This window comes from Glaciecola sp. G7-5 (genome assembly GCF_055808975.1).
The window spans coordinates 3150348-3169247 of sequence record NZ_CM147892.1 but is presented as its reverse complement, the minus strand read 5'-3'; the positions used below and the strand labels follow the sequence as shown (position 1 = coordinate 3169247).

The 18900-nt window shown below is 42.1% G+C and carries 17 protein-coding genes; 5 read left to right on the top strand and 12 right to left on the bottom strand.

The features are described from left to right. Nucleotides 1-12 precede the first annotated feature (12 nt). Nucleotides 13-1119, bottom strand: coding sequence for an efflux RND transporter periplasmic adaptor subunit (locus tag AC0L6H_RS13890; protein WP_473389662.1), 1107 nt, complete (start codon nt 1117-1119; stop codon nt 13-15). 399 nt (nt 1120-1518) lie between these two features. Here AC0L6H_RS13890 and AC0L6H_RS13885 point away from each other — a divergent pair, with 399 nt between their 5' ends. The 5 genes from AC0L6H_RS13885 to AC0L6H_RS13865 all read left to right on the top strand — a co-directional run bounded on the left by AC0L6H_RS13885 (nt 1519) and on the right by AC0L6H_RS13865 (nt 8067). Beyond that, nucleotides 1519-4755: a S41 family peptidase gene (locus tag AC0L6H_RS13885; protein ID WP_473389660.1), complete on the top strand. Its 3237-nt coding sequence runs from the start codon at nt 1519-1521 to the stop codon at nt 4753-4755. Nucleotides 4756-4862: 107 nt separating this feature from the next. Further along, the gene (gene rimK, locus AC0L6H_RS13880) at nt 4863-5768 is read left to right on the top strand and encodes a 30S ribosomal protein S6--L-glutamate ligase (RefSeq protein ID WP_473389659.1); all 906 of its coding nucleotides are present in this window, start codon (nt 4863-4865) and stop codon (nt 5766-5768) included. Beyond that, complete coding sequence (locus tag AC0L6H_RS13875) at nt 5769-6803, top strand: succinylglutamate desuccinylase/aspartoacylase family protein (protein ID WP_473389658.1); 1035 nt, start codon at nt 5769-5771, stop codon at nt 6801-6803. Nucleotides 6804-6855: 52 nt separating this feature from the next. Then, the gene (locus AC0L6H_RS13870; protein ID WP_473389656.1) at nt 6856-7293 is read left to right on the top strand and encodes an ATP-dependent zinc protease family protein; all 438 of its coding nucleotides are present in this window, start codon (nt 6856-6858) and stop codon (nt 7291-7293) included. Nucleotides 7294-7461: 168 nt separating this feature from the next. Next, nucleotides 7462-8067 (top strand): Yip1 family protein, encoded by a 606-nt coding sequence (locus AC0L6H_RS13865; RefSeq protein WP_473389655.1) that lies wholly within the window; start codon nt 7462-7464, stop codon nt 8065-8067. Between the two features lie 61 nt (nt 8068-8128). Here AC0L6H_RS13865 and fghA read toward each other — a convergent pair whose 3' ends face one another. The 11 genes from fghA to AC0L6H_RS13810 form a co-directional block, all read right to left on the bottom strand. After that, nucleotides 8129-9013 (bottom strand): S-formylglutathione hydrolase, encoded by an 885-nt coding sequence (gene fghA, locus AC0L6H_RS13860; RefSeq protein WP_473389654.1) that lies wholly within the window; start codon nt 9011-9013, stop codon nt 8129-8131. Nucleotide 9014: 1 nt separating this feature from the next. Then, entirely contained in the window at nt 9015-10160 is a 1146-nt protein-coding gene (locus tag AC0L6H_RS13855; RefSeq protein WP_473389652.1) for an S-(hydroxymethyl)glutathione dehydrogenase/class III alcohol dehydrogenase, read from the bottom strand. A 74-nt stretch (nt 10161-10234) separates the two neighbouring features. After that, complete coding sequence (gene purF / locus AC0L6H_RS13850) at nt 10235-11752, bottom strand: amidophosphoribosyltransferase (RefSeq protein WP_473389651.1); 1518 nt, start codon at nt 11750-11752, stop codon at nt 10235-10237. A 21-nt stretch (nt 11753-11773) separates the two neighbouring features. Continuing rightward, nucleotides 11774-12268: a CvpA family protein gene (locus tag AC0L6H_RS13845; RefSeq protein ID WP_473389649.1), complete on the bottom strand. Its 495-nt coding sequence runs from the start codon at nt 12266-12268 to the stop codon at nt 11774-11776. A gap of 92 nt (nt 12269-12360) precedes the next feature. Beyond that, the gene (locus tag AC0L6H_RS13840) at nt 12361-13026 is read right to left on the bottom strand and encodes an SPOR domain-containing protein (RefSeq protein ID WP_473389647.1); all 666 of its coding nucleotides are present in this window, start codon (nt 13024-13026) and stop codon (nt 12361-12363) included. A 27-nt stretch (nt 13027-13053) separates the two neighbouring features. Continuing rightward, nucleotides 13054-14439 (bottom strand): bifunctional folylpolyglutamate synthase/dihydrofolate synthase, encoded by a 1386-nt coding sequence (locus AC0L6H_RS13835; RefSeq protein WP_473389646.1) that lies wholly within the window; start codon nt 14437-14439, stop codon nt 13054-13056. Nucleotides 14440-14448: 9 nt separating this feature from the next. Next, the gene (accD, locus tag AC0L6H_RS13830) at nt 14449-15339 is read right to left on the bottom strand and encodes an acetyl-CoA carboxylase, carboxyltransferase subunit beta (protein WP_473389645.1); all 891 of its coding nucleotides are present in this window, start codon (nt 15337-15339) and stop codon (nt 14449-14451) included. Nucleotides 15340-15583: 244 nt separating this feature from the next. Next, nucleotides 15584-16426: a tRNA pseudouridine(38-40) synthase TruA gene (gene truA / locus AC0L6H_RS13825; protein ID WP_473389643.1), complete on the bottom strand. Its 843-nt coding sequence runs from the start codon at nt 16424-16426 to the stop codon at nt 15584-15586. 2 nt (nt 16427-16428) lie between these two features. Continuing rightward, nucleotides 16429-17325, bottom strand: coding sequence for a 23S rRNA pseudouridine(2605) synthase RluB (gene rluB, locus AC0L6H_RS13820; RefSeq protein ID WP_473389642.1), 897 nt, complete (start codon nt 17323-17325; stop codon nt 16429-16431). Then, complete coding sequence (scpB, locus tag AC0L6H_RS13815; protein ID WP_473389640.1) at nt 17325-18014, bottom strand: SMC-Scp complex subunit ScpB; 690 nt, start codon at nt 18012-18014, stop codon at nt 17325-17327. The genes rluB and scpB overlap by 1 nt, the downstream gene beginning before the upstream one ends. After that, nucleotides 18001-18885: a segregation and condensation protein A gene (locus AC0L6H_RS13810; RefSeq protein WP_473389639.1), complete on the bottom strand. Its 885-nt coding sequence runs from the start codon at nt 18883-18885 to the stop codon at nt 18001-18003. The genes scpB and AC0L6H_RS13810 overlap by 14 nt, the downstream gene beginning before the upstream one ends. Nucleotides 18886-18900: the final 15 nt, after the last annotated feature.

Here is an 18900-nt window from a genome sequence, read left to right as displayed (position 1 = left end):
AATTGTCCTTAATTAGCCGTTTACAATATTAACGAGGGCTTTATCTTTTAAGTTTTGGTGGCCGGTGATCACTACCTTTTGGTCTGATTCAAGGCCTTCAAGCACTTCTACGTAATTGCCTTCTTGATAGCCGGTAATGATCGTTTGTTTCGTCGCAATACCTTGCTCATCAATCACAAACACATTTACATTATCATCTAGCGAAAGTAAGGCTTTGCGCGGCACTAAGGTCGCATTATCGCGAGTGTCATAGTTCAAATTAACTTGTGTGAACATACCTGCTTTTAGGGTGTTTTCTTCATTCGGTACACGTAATGTCACTTTAAAGGTACCGGTTGCTGCGTCTATTACAGGGCTAATACGCTCTACATAGGCATTAATTTTTTTGTTGTCCATTGCGCTTATCAATAAGCTAGCTTTTTGGTCTTTGTGCACGCGTGACAACTCTCGTTCTGGCAAATGTACAATGCCATATAATTCTTTTTGCTGAACAATATGAAACATGCGTTCGCGCTGGAAGGACTCGGTGAGGTTACCTACTTTCGCATTTCTTTGCGCTATATAACCACTAATTGGCGCGATTATAGTCGCTTCTTTTAAATCAAGCTGGGCTAGTGCAAGCGTCGCTTTCGCTGATTCATATTGGGCAATTAGTTTATCGTGGGTATCGCCGCTAACTAAGTTTTTGCTATACACTTTATTGATTCTGCTTAGTTCTTTTTCTATGCCTTGCATGTCAGCACTAGCGCGCTGCAAATTCAATTCGTAACGTTTTGGTTCTAATCTGGCGAGCACTTGGCCTTTGACCACATAATCACCTTCTTCGACCAAAATCTCTTCAATAATTCCCGAAGCACGGGCAACCACAAATGACTCTTCTTTAGCCTCAAGCACGGCAGTTGTCGCATAATTTGATGAAATACTACCGCGCAGTGTTGTGCCTACTTCGACAGGCACAGGAATCACTTTCACCGCTTTTTCCTTGTCTTTATTCTCACTGAGTGCATCTGCTTGTCCACAGCCACCAAGTAAGGTTGTCATTAGCAATAAGCCAACAAATGGCAAGTATTTGTGAATTGCAGGCTTGGTTTGTTGTTTGAATAATAAATCTATTTCCATGAGAAATTCCAAAGTTATATAAGCGTTTAGTGAGCTTGCTTTATAGTCGTTTTAGTAACAGTCACTGCTAATTGTTATTGTGTAAACACATTGCATTGACTATGCCAAAAAGATTTCTTTATAATTTTCATACACTTAACAATCTGAAATTCAATCAAAAACCTAGACATTCTATTAATTTGGTGAAAAACGCTAATAGTTAGCAAAAAATATCAGTGGTCTTAGCAGTTGTTAGCTATTATTTTACAAATGCGTGTTCATCGATATTTGAGCAGCCAAGTGATTCGATGTATTATCGGCTTATCGAGTTAACTAACTCATACTTCTTACTAAACAAGGTCAGAATATCGCTTTTACCCAAAGAGCTATAAAAAGACCCCTAAAAATAAAAGAGAAATAATGAAAACATTTTTATCAATCCTGATATTGATATCATTCTGCTACACAACTCACGCACAAGTATCTTCAGCAATTACACCACAATGGGTACGCTACCCAGCAATTTCGCCAAATGGTGAGACCATTGTTTTTACTTATAAGGGTGATTTATATCGCGTGCCTAGTGATGGTGGTCAGGCAACTCGTTTAACCTTTCATAAAGCTCACGACTACAAAGCGGTGTGGAGCCAAAATGGCGAACAAATCGCGTTTGCATCAAATCGATTTGGAAACTTTGACGTATATGTCATGGATGCCAGGGGCGGTAACGCTTCACGTTTAAGCTATCACACTAGTGATGAAGAGCCCTATACCTTCATAGACAACAAGAAGATACTGTTTAAAGCCAGTAGAATGGATGTGGCTGAACATCGTCAATTTCCGACTGCACGACTCCCTGAGCTATATTCTGTGTCTGTAAATGGTGGCCGTATTGACCAAGTGTTCAGCATTACGGCAGAAGATGTGCAGGTCAATAGCAGCGGTAGTCAGCTTATTTACCATGACAACAAGGGTGCAGAGAATCCATGGCGAAAACACCATGTTTCATCAATTACTCGTGATATTTGGATTTATGATATTGATTCGGAAAAACATAAAAAAATCACCTCCTTTGCAGGTGAAGACCGCTCTCCTATCTATACAAACGACGATAAAGATATATATTATTTAAGTGAGCAAAGCGGCACATTTAATATTCATAGCTTAAGCTTAGGTCGTCCAAGTCAGAACAAACAACTCACACATTTTGACTTACATCCTGTTCGTTTCTTATCAAAAGGTGAACGTCAAGGCAAAGACGTTTTGGCATTTAGCTATCATGGCGTATTACACACCATGGTCGTGGGTGAGGCAGCAAAACCCGTCTACCTTAGCATCCGCACGCAAGACATAGATAACCAGCAAGAGATAGTTGGTGTAAACGGTGACATCAGCGATATGGCGGTTTCTCCCAATGGAAAAGAAATAGCATTTATTTCTCATGGCGAAGTCTTTGTCAGTTCAAGCGATGGTGCATTTACCAAACAAATTACAAATAGTGCAGCAGCAGAAAAATTTGTTAGTTTCTCTCCACAAGGTGACTATTTAGTTTACGCGGCAATGCGGGATAACAAATGGAGCATTTTTAAGACATCAAAAGTACGCGATGAAGAACCCTTCTTTTACGCAGCTACCTTACTAAAAGAAAGTAAATGGGTTAGCAATGATGCTGATAACTATCAACCGAAGATATCACCCGACGGTAAAAAACTCGCTTATATCGAAAACCGCCGTACACTAAAAGTGATAGATATAAAAAGCAATAGGTCTACGGTGCTAATCGCTCCTGAAGAAATGCTTCCCTATGAACAAACGTTTAGCTGGAGCCCCGACAGTCAGTGGATATTGTTCGAATATAACAAACTGTTAAATAACGCCGACATTGCCCTAATACATGCGTCTGGTAACGAGAACATGAAAGTCATTGTGCCAAGCGGCTATTATGATGCGTCGCCTAAGTGGGCTAATGACGGTAAGCAAATCATGTGGTTCAGTAATCGAGAAGGTTTGCGTAGCTATGCCACAAGCGGACGTTCTCAAAGTGATGTTTACACTATGTTTTTGCAGCAAAATGAATGGGATAAATTTTCACTCAGTAAAGACGACTATGACTTGATGCTGGCCATTGAAGAAATGGAAGAAGAAGCACAAAGCGATACTGATACCGATACTAATGAAGACACTGTCGCTGAAAAGAAAATAGAAGCAATTGAGATTGAGTGGGATGACCTGCGTGACCGAAGTGCTAAACTAACTATTCATTCTTCCATATTGTCTGATGCAGTGATGAGCAGTGACGCGAGCAAACTCTATTACTTGTCACGTTTTGAAGATAAGTTTGATTTGTGGGAAACCGATATTCGCAGCAAAGAAACCGCTAAAGCCATTAGCTTAAATGTGAGTGATGGTCGCTTACAATGGGACGCTAATAAAGAAACGCTCTACTTGCTGAGCGATGGAAAGATTAGCAAATTACTGGTTGATGAAGGCAAATCAGAGCCCATTGAAATCAACGCTGAAGTCGTGATTGATCAACAAGCCCTCAGAGAAACCACCTTCGACCACGTATGGCTTCGTAGCGCAAAGATTTTTTATGAACCCACTTTTCATGGCATTGATTGGCCTCAAATGCGCACAGAGTATCGACCCAAAGTTGCCCACATAGGTAATCCTTATGAATTCACCGAACTACTCAGTGAAATGCTTGGTGAATTAAATGTGTCACATTCAGGTGCAGGGTTTAGGGGGCCGCTTAATCCCATAGACGAGACCGCTTCGCTGGGCATTTTTCATGATTATAAGCACCGTGGCGATGGCATAAAAGTAACAGAGGTGCTAAAAGGCGGCCCATTGGACAAAGCTAAGTTTAACCTTGATGCTAGTATAATTATTACAAAAATAGACGGAGAAAAAGTCAGCGAAAACATAGACTGGGCTAGCCTACTAAATCGAAAAACAAATAAATTCACATTACTTGAGATCGTCAACACTAAAAGCGGTGAAGTTAAAAATATAACAGTAAAACCCATTTCTATAGATGAACAATCTGACCTTTTGTACAAGCGCTTTGTTCGAATCAATGAGCAAGAAGTGCTCGATAAAAGTAATGGTAAGCTAGGGTATGTTCACATACCCGGTATGGGTGACGGGCCTTACAGAAATATATATAACGATATAATGGGGCGTTTTTACGACAAGCAAGCTATGGTTATAGATACTCGCTTTAATCGCGGCGGTGATTTAGTTGCTGACTTAGCCATGTTTTTTACAGGTGAAAAGTTTTTAAGCTACGAAATTGAGGGTAAAGTCGTTGGTGGAGAACCAACCTCTCGCTACACAAAACCTGTCATCACTTTATTCAACGAAGCAATGTATAGTGATGGTCATTGCTATGCGTCAGGCTTTAGTGATTTAAAACTTGGTAAATCAGTGGGGATGCCTGTGCCAGGCACTTGCAGTTTCGCTGGTTGGGAAAGTTTACCCACGGGCGGTTACTGGGGTGTTGTACCTATAAGCGCTAAAAACAAAATAGGAGAATGGCTGGAAAACAATCAGACTACTCCGAATATCGAGGTGAAAAATCAACCCGGCATTATTGATAAAGGCCAAGACCAACAGTTAGAGCGGGCAATTCAAGAGATGCTGGAAGATTTGTAAGTATCGGGAATTAATCTGTGGTAATTGTTGGTGTTTATACGTTGATACACTACACTGGTCGCTACATTCAGCCTAACTAAAAACGCAAAACAAGCACGGGAGCTTATATGCGCATTGCAATATTGTCACGCAACCCTAAACTTTACTCTACACGTCGTCTTCAAGAGGCCGGTACAGCAAAAGGAGTGCAAGTTGACGTAGTAGACACGATGCATTGCTACATGGATATTACCAGTAGTAAACCTAGCGTACGCTATAAAGGCAAACGCTTACCTTTATATGATGCAGTCATTCCACGAATAGGCGCGTCAGTAACTTTTTATGGCACCTCGGTTGTTCGTCAGTTTGAAATGATGGGAACCTTTAGCATCAATGAATCAGTCGCGATAAGTCGTTCACGAGATAAGTTGCGTTCATTGCAGTTGCTCTCTCGCAAAGGCATAGGCATGCCTCGTACCGGTTTTGCAAATCATCCTGATAAGATTGATGATTTGATTAAAAACGTTGGAGGCGCACCTGTGGTTATTAAATTACTTGAGGGTACCCAAGGAATTGGTGTCGTTTTAGCTGAGACCAGTAAAACCGCAGAGGCAATCATCGAAGCCTTTATGGGTCTTAATGCGAGTATTTTAGTACAAGAATACATAAAAGAAGCCGGCGGTTCGGACATACGCTGTTTTGTTGTTGGTGGTAAGGTGATAGCAGCAATGAAACGCCAAGCGGCGCCAGGAGAATTTCGTTCTAATTTACACCGCGGCGGCACTGCTAGTCTAGTAAGGCTGTCTCCAATTGAAAGAAAAACCGCCGTTGATGCAGCCAAAACGATGGGCTTAAACATGTGTGGTGTAGATATTTTGCGCTCAAATGCGGGTCCTGTGGTGATGGAAGTCAATTCGTCTCCGGGCTTAGAAGGAATTGAAAAAGCGACAGGAAAAGACGTCGCTGGATTGATCATTGATTATATTCTCGCGAATGCTAAACCTAACAATACGCGAACACGTGGAAAAGGCTAAATGAAACAAATAATTATTGGCGGACAAGAAATAAAGCCAGGCGAAACCAAGCGTATCCAACTTGTTATGCCGCCGCTTTATACTGATGTGTCGATGGCAATTCCAGTACATGTCCAACGCGGTAAACGTGATGGACCCACCTTGTTTGTCAGTGCTGCGATTCATGGAGATGAATTAAACGGCATAGAGATAATTAATCGCTTGTTAAAAAGTCGCTCCATAAAACGGCTTCGCGGTACCCTTATTGCTGTTCCAATGGTAAACGTATACGGTGTCCTTAATCAGAGTCGTTATTTGCCTGATAGACGTGATTTAAACCGCTGTTTCCCCGGCAGTAAGAAAGGCTCATTAGCGGGACGCATGGCACATTTATTTTTAAATGAAATTGTAGAAAAATGCGATGTCGGTATCGACCTTCACACAGGCGCAATACATCGTAGCAACCTGCCCCAAATACGAGCAAATCTAGATGATCCAGAAACGTTGGCACTAGCCAAAGCCTTTGGTCTACCGGTCCTACTAAACGCAGAACTACGAGATGGCTCTTTGCGCCAAGTTGCCAGCGAAATGGGCGTGAAAATGGTGCTGTATGAAGCCGGTCAAGCATTGCGTTACGATGAATTTTCAATTCGCGCAGGCGTAAAAGGGATTACCAATATTATGCGCCATATTGGTATGTTGAATAAAACACAACGCCAAGGACCCACTATTAAGATGTTTGTTGCTCGCCAAAGTGGTTGGGTAAGAGCCAACGAATCTGGTTTTGTCATGCATGTGGCTCAACTTGGCGATCATGTTGAAAAAGGACAAGTACTGGCAACGATTGCTGATCCATTTGGTGATGTACGAGATCAAGTACTCAGTCCGCAAGAAGGCGTGGTTATTGGCAAACAAAATATTCCCTTAGCCCAAGAAGGTGAAGCGATTTATCATATTGCTTATTTTCGAAAACCAGACTCAGTAGCCGAGCATCTAGAATTGGTACAGGATAATTTATTACCCGGTGAAAGCAGTTTGCCAGTGCTTGGACCGTGAATCAAAGGTCCTTAAATTTAAAACCTAATGTATTATTAGGAAAAAGGTATATATGAAGAATTCCTCTGAAAAAATAGTCTTAGGCGCATTGGAAAAGTGCGATCTACCCGACTTAGGCATTAGTAATTTGGTGATGCGCGTTGACACAGGTGCGACAACCTCATCTTTACATGTCGAAAATGTCGAAGAATATGAAAAGAATGGCGATGCTTGGATTAGTTTTGATATTCATCCTGATGTGTATGATGTGGTTAAACTTACCCGCCATTCGAGTAAAGTGAAAGCGAGACGCAAAGTCAAAAGCTCCACAGCTACGCTTGAGCGCCGCTACGTTATCGACACTACACTGGCCATCGGCGAGCATAAATGGCCGATTAAAATAACGCTCACTGATCGCTCAGAAATGACATACATGATGCTCTTGGGCCGAGAAGCAATGGCCGACAAAATACTCGTTGATCCTAGCCAAGAATTTTTATTCTCTTGTTAAATCTTTGTTAATATCTTATAGTTCATTCGTTAATTGAATTTCCCTTGCGGACGCTTCAATTAACGTAGTGTTCTTGGATATCGCTCGCACCTAAATTAGAGTCCATCCAAGTATTTCAAAATAGTAATTCTACTCACATCCGAGTGATTCATTTAGGAGCAAAGCATAGTGATATTAAACCATTTATGGGGTATTTATACTCAACCCAAAGAAGAATGGAAAAGCATCGATAAACAGCATGAAAGTTATTTTTCAGCCTTAAGTCATATTCTCATCATCGCCCTAATACCAACGGTAATGGCTTATTATGCGTCTGCTTATATAGGGTGGGACATTGGCGCAGGCGTGACCGCCGATACCATACGCCTAACTCAAACCAGTGCCCTGGCCATGTCAGTTGCCATGTACTTTGGTCTTGTTTTTGGTGTGATTGCCTTAGCGGTGCTAATACACGAATTAGCCAAATCCTTTGATGCAACACCGAGTTATACGCAATCATTAGAAATCGCAGCTTATACAGCAACACCTTTGTTCATGGCCGGTTTTGCCGCTTTTTATCCGCAGCTTTGGTTCCTTATGAGTGTTGTGCTAATTGGTATATCCTACTCGGTTTACTTATTATATACCGGTGTACCGATTATGTTGCATATTCCAGAAGACAAAGGCTTTATCTTTTCAAGCTCAGTGGTAACCTGCGGCTTGATCTTACTGGTCATATTGATGGTTAGCTCTGTCATATTATGGAGTATTGGTTTAGGGCCGCAGTACGCCTAAGCGAATACGAAAAACACAAACAATAAACAAAGCAGCGCCCTTAATTAAGGGCGCTGCTTTTTTATTTTTCTTTTAAATGACTCGCATGAAATGCAATATGTTCATCAATAAAAGAGCTTACAAAAAAGTAGCTATGATCGTAACCTGGGTGCATATTTAATTGGATTGTATAGTTATTTTTTAAAGCCGCCTTTACTAAGTTTTGGGGCATTAGCTGCGTCTCCAGAAAGTCATCAGCACCTCCTTGGTCAATCAATATGGCCGGTTTAATTTTTGCGTTTGCAATTAATTCACTAGCATCATATGTTTTCCAATCTTCAGTATTACTGCCTAAGTATCCGGTAAATGCTTTTTTACCCCATGGACATGCCATTGGATTACATATTGGACTAAATGCAGAAATAGAGGCAAAGGTTTCAGGGTTTTTGAGTCCTATTGTTAAGGCCCCGTGTCCACCCATAGAATGACCACTAATCGATTTACGCTTGCTCACAGGAAAACTATTCTCGACTAAAGGAATTAATTCATCGAGCAGGTAAGAATACATATTGTAATGACGATCGTAGGGCGCTTTCGTGGCATTTAGGTAGAAACCCGCCCCTAATCCAAAATCATACGCACCATTTTCATCGTCAGGAACATCATCGCCTCTAGGACTAGTATCAGGAGCGACAATGGCAACTCCTAACAAGGATGCCATTTTTAAGGCACCGGCTTTTTGCATGAAATTTTCGTCGGTGCAGCTTAGGCCAGACAACCAATATATGACGGGCACCTTTGCTTGCGTTTCTCCTGCTTTTAAGCCTGAAGCTTGCGCTGGTAAATAGATTGCGAAACGCATGGTGCAATGGTTTGCGTTTGAGTAATGCGTGTATTGGCTATGCGTGCCATCAAAAACAACTGTTTGAGAGACCTGCGACAATGTATCTGTAGACGCCTTATCCATGTTACTGACTCACTTTAGGGCTATCTGCAAAGTGTACTACCGAGCGAATACTTTTGCCTTCGTGCATTAAATCAAAGGCTTCGTTTATATGCTCAATAGACAAATTATGAGTAATGAAATCATCCAGTTTGATTTCACCTTTCAAGTACTTTTCAACATAGTCGGGAAGTTCACTGCGTCCTTTAACGCCGCCAAAAGCGGTTCCACGCCACACTCTACCTGTCACCAATTGGAAAGGTCTAGTGCTTATTTCTTGCCCTGCGCCAGCAACCCCGATAATAACAGATTCACCCCAACCTTTATGACAACACTCAAGAGCACTGCGCATAACATTGACGTTACCAATACATTCAAATGAGTAATCAACGCCTCCGTCAGTAAGCTCAACTATCACATCTTGTATTGGTTTATCGTGTTGTTTCGGATTGATACAGTCAGTGGCACCTAACTTTCGGGCTAATTCAAATTTACTTTCATTAATATCGATAACAATAATGCGACTAGCTTTGGCCATAACCGCGCCTATCACCGCCGACAAACCAATACCACCAAGGCCAAAGATAGCGACCGTATCACCCTCCTCCACTTTAGCGGTATTCATTACCGCACCAATGCCGGTAGTCACGCCACAGCCAAACAAGCAAACCTCGTCAAGGGCTGCTTGTTTATTCACTTTAGCCAAAGAAATTTCAGGCAAAACCGTATATTCTGAAAACGTTGAGCAGCCCATATAATGATACAAAGGTTTACCGTCTTTATAGAATCGACTCGTGCCATCAGGCATTAAGCCCTTACCTTGGGTTTCACGAATTTTTTGGCATAAATTGGTCTTACCCGACAAGCAAAACTTGCACTCACCGCACTCAGGCGTGTATAGCGGAATAACATGGTCGCCAACAGAAACAGAGCTAACGCCCTCACCTACTTGTTCAACAATACCACCGCCTTCATGGCCTAGTACAACGGGGAACAAACCTTCTGGATCTTCTCCTGATAAGGTGAACGCGTCTGTATGACAGACGCCACTTGCTACTATTCTAACTAATACTTCGCCTGCTTTTGGCAACATAACATCAATTTCTTCAATGCTAAGAGGTTGATTGGCTGCCCATGCGACAGCGGCTTTAGATTTAATAAATTGAGACATGATTTTCCTCACAAGATTACAATTAATGGAGTTGTTACGGATTAGCTCACAAATCGATTAGTCCCTAGCCTAAATTAATCGTCTATATTGTGCATTTCAAGATTACTGAGTTCGGCTTGTACCGTAGGGCTTCCTTTTGCCGCTTCGCCGCGGGCTTTATCAATTCGCTCGAGGTAATGATGGTCAATATCACCGGTTACGTAATTACCATCAAACACAGAGGTTTCAAAGCGAGTTATTTTGTCATTTTCTTCACGCACCGCTTCGACTAAATCAGATATTTCTTGGAAAATTAAGCCATCGGCTTTGATACTTTCACAGATTTGCGGTATTTCGCGCCCATAGGCAATTAATTCATTTGCTGAGGGCATATCAATACCATAGACATTGGGAAAACGTATTTCAGGCGCGGCAGATGCAAAATAGACCTTTTTAGCACCCGATTCTCTGGCCATTTCAATTATCTGTTCAGAGGTCGTGCCGCGTACAATCGAATCATCTACAAGCAATACATTTTTGCCTGTAAACTCAGACTTAATAGCATTGAGTTTGCGCCTGACAGACTTTCTGCGCTGCACTTGACCTGGCATAATAAAAGTTCTACCAATGTATCTGTTCTTAACAAAGCCTTGTCTATAGGGTTTTTCTAAGGTGTTCGCTATTTGTAACGCAACATCCATAGAGGTTTCTGGGATAGGAATAACAACATCGATATCTAAGTCCCCCCACTCGCGTTTTATTTTTTCACCTAACTTTCTTCCCATGTTTACTCGGGATGCATATACCGATATCCCATCAATGAAAGAGTCAGGACGAGCAAAATAAACGAATTCAAAGATACAAGGGTGACATTCTGCATTTGGCGCGCACAACTTAGTATGCAATTCACCGGCTTCGGTGACATAAATAGCTTCACCTGGTGCAACATCACGTACAAATTTAAAACCAACAGAATCTAGCGCAACACTTTCCGAGGCAACCATATACTCATCACCTAAAAGTGTAGAGCGCTTTCCTAAAACTAAGGGGCGAATACCATTAGGGTCTCTAAAGGCAACCATGCCGTAGCCAATAATAGCGGCCACCACCGCATACGCTCCTTTAATTTTGCTATGGGAAATTTCAACGGCCTTGAAGATATCCTCTGGAGTAAGATCAAGACCGCTATTGCCACTTAAGGCATGTGCAAATATATTCAATAACAACTCTGAATCAGAGTTCGTATTTATATGGCGGCGAGCAACTCTAAACACTTCTTCTTGTAACTCATTGGCATTGGTCAAATTACCATTGTGCGCAAAAGCGATACCAAAGGGTGAGTTAACATAAAAAGGCTGCGCTTCAGCAGAACTAGACGAGCCAGCAGTAGGATAGCGACAATGACCAATACCTACATTCCCGCTTAGTCTGCGCATATGACGGGTATGAAAGACATCACGTACCAAGCCGTTGTCTTTTCGTAAATGAAACATGTTATTTTCAATGGTCATTATGCCAGCTGCATCTTGGCCTCTGTGTTGCAACACAATAAGCGCATCATAAATAGCTTGATTGACCGCTTCTTTTCCCACAATACCTACAATGCCGCACATACTTAATTTCCCGTGATTGAGTTACGTTAATTCTTTTGACAAAAAGCTCGAACGCTCTTGCATAAATTCAAAAAACCATTCTATTACGATCTTAAATTCTGGCACCAACAAAGACGATTTCCACCATTGAGACTCTGAAAATGTAGTAAAGGTGTCAATAGCAAACAAAAGCGCGCTGACAATAAGGACGCCTCTTAGCGCTCCAAAGACCATGCCCAAAGCACGATCTGTACCGCCAAGTCCAGTGGCTTTAACAAGTTGAGAGATGACATAATTAATAAGTGCGCCCGCGATCAAGGTGCCTACAAACAAAATACCAATTGCTGACGCATTTCGTAGCATGGGTTCTTCGATTTGGGTAAGTAGTTGTGCTAACTGAGGGTAAAAGGTGCTCGATACAAAAAATGCACTTACCCAGATAACTAATGAAATGGCCTCTTTAACAAAACCACGCACTAAACTAATAATTGATGAAAGCGCTATAATGCCGATAATCGTAAAATCAAACCAATTCATGGGTTGTTTTATATCCTGTAACAGGTTTTTACGCTGCCGATTTTCGACCCGTAATTTTTGAGCGCGAGTATAGCAAAGCTTTGACCGCTAAACTAGCCAGCGCTGACTTCAAATGCAGTAATTTTGCCTTTTAATCCCGTTATTTCTTGTAGGTGTGGCAAGGCAAGCTCCAGTTTCTCTTTGGCCAATTCTGGGCCAACAAATACTTTAGTTAACTCACCTACCGACGTCATTACAGGGCGACTATAAGCACGATAACCAGCATTGGTAAGTGTTTTAAGCAGTACTTTGACATTTTTTTCGTGTTTAAAACTTCCAAGTTGCACAACCCAACCTGAATCTTTGATTTCTATGTCATTTAATTCGTCACTTTCGCCAACAGTTTGTTTTGCTTGTTTTTGATCGTCACTGCTGGTGACTTTTTGCGTTTTTGAACGATCTGGTTTTTGTTGAACGACCTTGTTGTTTGCATTTAAGCTGTTGGTGTTATCTTCGCTATTTTGATTTGGGCTTTGTTGATCAGCATCAACGGGGGTTTCATCAACAACTTCTATTGCTTGACTGAGTTGTGATTCCACTTCGCTGGTATCGAATGGTTCAGCATTTTGTACTTGAACTACCTCTGTGACCGGTGGCACATCGACGAACTCTTGCTGGTTTATGCGTTTTTCACCATCCAAAAACTCGGGGACTAATATAACCACTAGGGCCACCACAATGATGGTTCCGACTAACCTATTTTGAAGTGCACTAGTCATAGAATGTCGTTTACCTTGTTAATTTTATTATTGTTTTTGCAGCTCAATAGATGATAAGGCCTGCATGCATTCAGACGCAAGAACAAAAGACCCTACGATTAAAATAATATCATGGGTAGCGCACTGTTCAACAGCACATTTCAGTGCTTGTGGTACCTGCGCAAATTTATTCGTAACTTGTTTATGCTTTTTTACTGCCGCGGCTAGTCGCTCCGCCTTTTCTCCCCGCTCACTGGGTAAATCCACACAATACCACTTTGCATTAAGTGCCGCTAAGTGGTCAATAGTGGCTTCTATGTTCTTGTCTTTCAACATACCAATAACAATATGACAAGTAATATAGTGCTTTTGTTGCATACGTGAGACTAAATAAAGCGCTGAATCTTCGTTGTGCGCAACATCTAATATGATATGAGGTGACTGACTAAGCTGTTCAAATCGCCCCGGTACGCTAACCGCAGTGATTAATTGTTGAATTTTACTCGTTGGTAATAGTAAAGGTAACGCAAGCTGTTTAAATTCAGCGATAAAATGCAAGGTCGCTATTGCAGTCATAATATTTTGGGCAGGAATTTTGGCGTCATCAAGTGCAAAGGTGTGTGTACTATCACCGAGTTTAATCCAGCCTTCGACCTTGGCTTTTTTTTCTTTTGTAAGACCGTTATTGTGTATTGCAAAATCTTTATTACAAAATAAAGCAACGTTAGAATATTTGGCGAGTTGAGATGCTACGCTATCTTGCATATCACTGTAGCCAATAACGACTTTTTGTGCAGGTTTTATAATGCCTGCTTTTTCGCCAGCTATGGCTTCTAAGGTAGTGCCAAGATAACTTTGATGATCAAGACCAATGCTCGTAATCACACCAATATTTGCATCAACAATATTGGTGGCGTCTAAGCGGCCCCCTAAACCTACTTCCAAGATACATACATCGAGCTTTGCGTGGGCAAAAATATATAAAGCACATAGTGTTGCATACTCAAAATAGCTTAGTGAAATAGGGTCAGCATCGTCTTTGTTATTACTATGTGCGGCGCTATTTCGTGATACAGCATTTCCTTGCGCGGCGTTATTTCCTTGCGCGGCGTTATGAACCGCGGCAAAAGCCGCACACAAGGTTGCGTCATCTACATCATGGCCATCAATGCGGATTCGTTCATTAAATTTTTGAATATGAGGAGAAGCATACACGCCTACTTTATATGCGCCTTGCAAACAGGCTTGCTCTATAAAGCGACAGGTCGTGCCTTTTCCATTGGTGCCAGCAACGGTTACGACACAAGTCGAGGAAAAATCAATTGAAATTCTATTATAGACCTTGAGCACTCTTTCAAGGCCCATATCGATAGATTGTGAATGAGCAGACTCAATATAGCTAAGCCACTCATTCAATGTTTTTGAAGTTTGCACGCGTGCGCTCTATTCGCCTGCAGGTAATTCGATAACAGGGTCGGCTTTCTTTTTATAATGCATATGATGTAACTTAGACAATAAGCTATAAATTTTATCGCGCATGTTACGTCTATCAACAATCATATCAATCGCACCCTTTTCTAATAGAAATTCACTGCGCTGAAAGCCCGGCGGTAGCTTTTGTCTCACGGTTTGCTCAATCACGCGTGGGCCCGCAAAACCAATAAGCGCTTTAGGTTCGCCAATGTTGATGTCACCTAACATAGCCAAACTAGCCGAAACACCGCCCATTGTGGGATCTGTTAACACTGAAATATAAGGGAGACCTTGCTGACTTAATTTTGCTAAAGCAGCACTTGTTTTTGCCATTTGCATCAGTGACAACAAAGCTTCTTGCATACGTGCACCACCACTGGTGGAAAAGCATACAAACGGACATTTATTCTCGATTGCCGCATTCACACCTGCAACAAATTTGGCGCCTACGACCGACGCCATTGAACCACCCATGAATGCAAATTCAAAACTGGCCACAACAACCGTCATGCCATTTAATTTGCCTTTCATTACCACTAAGGCGTCTTTTTCGTTGGTCGCTTTTTGGGCCGCAGTAATGCGGTCTTTGTAACGTTTCGAGTCTTTAAACTTCAATATATCTTGTGGTTCAAAGTCAGTCGCCAGCTCTTCTCTGTCTTTTACATCAAGGAATGCGTTTAAGCGTCCACGCGCAGAAATACGCATATGATGATCACACTTTGGACACACTTCTAACTGTTTTTCTAATTCAGTTTTATATAATACTGCGTTACATGCGCTACACTTCGTCCAGATACCTTCAGGTACGTTTCCTTTGGTTCCAGCTTGTGTTCTCGGCAGTATTTTTTCTATCCAACTCATAAAGCATTCCTGTTGTTTTCGTTTTAATACGAATATTTAATGAGCGCAGCGATCTTGATTCGCAAATGCTTTCATTTTATAAGCTAATAACTTAGCACATTAGCATGTTTTTATCCGTGGATTAAACCACAAAATCCATATTTTCTAAATATTTAACTGGTCTAAAGTGTAGTATAAAATAACTAGTCTTGGTTAAAATAGCCTTCTACGGCGCTGACCGGTCATGATTTTCTACTAAATATTGTTAGTCTTCAGGCAGAAATAAAGGACCAGGGGGACTTTTTGGCAGGCCAAAACGCTCATCGTAATCAACCTCCACCAGATATAGTCCATTGGGTTTGGCTGTCGTAGAAGCTTGCTTCCTGTCTTTAAGGGCAAGTACTTCTGCGATATATTCACTGGGTTTTTCAGCACTTCCAACGTCTAGCAAAGCGCCCACTATGTTTCTTACCATGTGATGCAAAAATGCATTGGCTTTTATGTCAACAATAACAAATTGTTGCATTCGGTATACTTTAATATAGTGAACCGTTCTAACCGGCGTTTTACTTTGACAGTGAGAAGCCCGATAAGATGTAAAGTCATTTTTACCCACTAAAACTTGCGCGGCTTGATGCATCAAATTGGCATCAATTGGTTTATAGACATGAGTCACGCCAGCATTAAATACGCCCGATCTTAATGGATTATTATAAATAATATAACGATAGCGCCTTGCAGTCGCACTAAACCTTGCGTGAAAATCATCATCTACAGACTTCGCCCAAGTAATTGCCACGTCGTGTGGCATTGCGGTGTTAATACCTCGCGTGTAAGCTTTCAAGGGCCTCGCAACCGGTGAGTCGAAATGCACTACTTGCGCTGTTGCATGCACGCCTCTGTCAGTGCGCCCGGCGCACGTAATATCTAGTTTCTGACCTATAATATTAGCGAGAGCCTTCTCAACCCTTGTCTGGACTGAATCAACGCTTTGTTGACGCTGCCAACCGCTATAATTTGCACCCATATATTCAACGCCAAGCGCGATACGCCCAGGTCCAATGATTACCGAATCATCAACTGAATCGTCAAAGCCCATAACTGACATTACTAACGGTTCTGACTTTGGTTTCGGCGATTGCGCTGACCGCTTACTTTATTTTGCTTATGCTTTCTTACGCTGCGGCGCATCCGACTCAACTTCGTGTGATCGAGTGTTTCAGCCGTATGCACTTTTGTTTCGGTTTCTACCGGCAACTGCACCATTTTACGAAGCGCATTCACATTTTGTATGTCTAGCTCAACCCAAGCCCCTTGGGGTAAGCGTTTAAACAATTCTAAATTACCATACCGAACGCGAATTAAGCGACTAACCTGCACACCTTGGGATTCCCACAAACGCCTTACCTCACGATTACGTCCTTCAGATAAGGTGACATTAAACCAATGATTGTGACTTTCAGGATCGCCCGGGCGCACATGAATCGTATTAAATTTTGCCATGCCGTCTTCTAGCTCAATACCTTGAGACAGCATTCTAAGCATCTTCGGCGTGACTTCACCAAACACACGCACTGCGTACTCTCTTTCAACTTCATGACTGGGGTGCATAAGCCGGTTGGCCAGTTCACCATCATTGGTAAACAAGAGTAGGCCGCTAGTGTTGATATCGAGCCTACCGACAGTTATCCAGCGTTCGCCAACCAATTTGGGTAAACGTTCAAAAACAGTCGGCCTACCTTCGGGGTCAACACGTGCACACAATTCGCCTTCAGGCTTATTGTACATCAATACTCTGCAAGGCGATTTTTCACGCGTTCTGGCGATTAAATGTCCATCTACCCTAATTTGATCGCTAATCTCGACCCTGTCCCCTAATGTCGCCAAAGTACCGTTAATCGAGATACGGCCCTCTTGAATCCACCTCTCCATTTCACGGCGAGAACCCAAACCATTGTTTGCGAGTACTTTTTGCAGTTTTTCAGATGCAGCGTTGTTATCGGTCATTAGTGTATATTTGCCTTGGTAGATGCTTGATCAGACTGTCCATCTTGCTTTTCAGCTTCATTGGGTAGAAGCTCGCCTTGGGTACTTTGCTTATCAATATTTGTGTCTTCAATTTCTATATTTTCTTGGTTTGAAGCCATAATTGCTGCTTCAATATTATCAGTAAATGTATCAGCGGAGGGTAATTCACTTAACGAGCTAAGCGCAAAATAATCCAGAAAAACAGGCGTTGTTGCTAATAGCGAAGGTCTGCCCGGCACTTCTTTATGCCCTACCACTTTAATCCATTGGCGCTCGGTTAAAGCTCGAATGATGTTACTACTTACTGCAACACCTCGTATCTCTTCGATTTCGCCTCTTGTAATCGGTTGTTTGTAGGCGATAAGCGCTAAGGTTTCGAGCATGGCGCGTGAATATTTTGGCACAGTTTCTTGCCATAATTTACTCAACAACTGGCCAAGACCCGTGTCAGATTGAAATCGATATCCACTGGCGACTTTCGTGAGTTTTATGCCGCGCGGCGCATAGTCTAGTTCAAGCTCCTTTAAGGCCTTGTTTAGTTGCCGCGAGGAAACGTCGAGTTCACTCAATATTGTATTTCGCATTTTATCGATGCTCAAGGGGCTTTCATTTACAAAAATAGCGGCCTCTAACAACTGTTTTAATTGCGCGTCATTAATCTTGCTCATATTCGCCTAGTTTAACATGAAGATTACCAAAAGGTTCACCTTGCTCAAAAACTATTAAGGATTCTTTTACCAGCTCCAAAATTGCGATAAAAGTAACCACAACGCCCGCCTTTCCTTCTTCGCTATTGAGAAGCTTATTTAGTGGAATATAGGTCAACGCATTAAGCTTTTGCAATATCATGCTCATTCGTTCGCGTGTCGACAAGGCCTCTCGTTCGATTTGATGATGGTCAAATGCACTCGCCCTTTGCATTGCCTCATAAAAGGCCACTACTAAGTCTTGCAACTGCACCTGAGGCATATGTTTTATAGGCAACACATTGCCGCTTGTTTCGGCATTAGCGATATAAAAATCTCGTTGCATGCGCGGGGCTTCGTCCAATGCTTGAGCGGCTACTTTGATTTGCTCATATTCCCGTAAACGCCTGATCAATTCTGCACGTGGGTCGTCTTCATCTTCTTCGGCATCGTCATGTTTTGGTAATAGCAAACGCGATTTTATTTCTGCAAGCATCGCTGCCATGACTAAATACTCGCCCGCCAGTTCGAGTTTTACATCGGTCATAATTTCGACGTATTCCATGTATTGTTGCGTCACTTGCAATACCGGTAGCTCTACAATATCAAACTTCTGCTTGCGAATAAGGTATAAAAGTAAGTCTAAAGGACCCTCAAAGGTATCGAGGATAACCTCAAGCGCGTCTGGCGGAATGTATAAATCCTCAGGCTTAGTAATAAGCGCTTCGCCATTTATAAACGCTAATGCGAGTGGCTGTTGTTGGGTAATTTGTTGAGGGCTTTGCTTAGCTTCTTCTTTGGCGACTAGCTCTTCTGAGGAGTCAATCGGGGAATCTGCTGTAGGTTCATTCATTGGCTTAGCACTCTG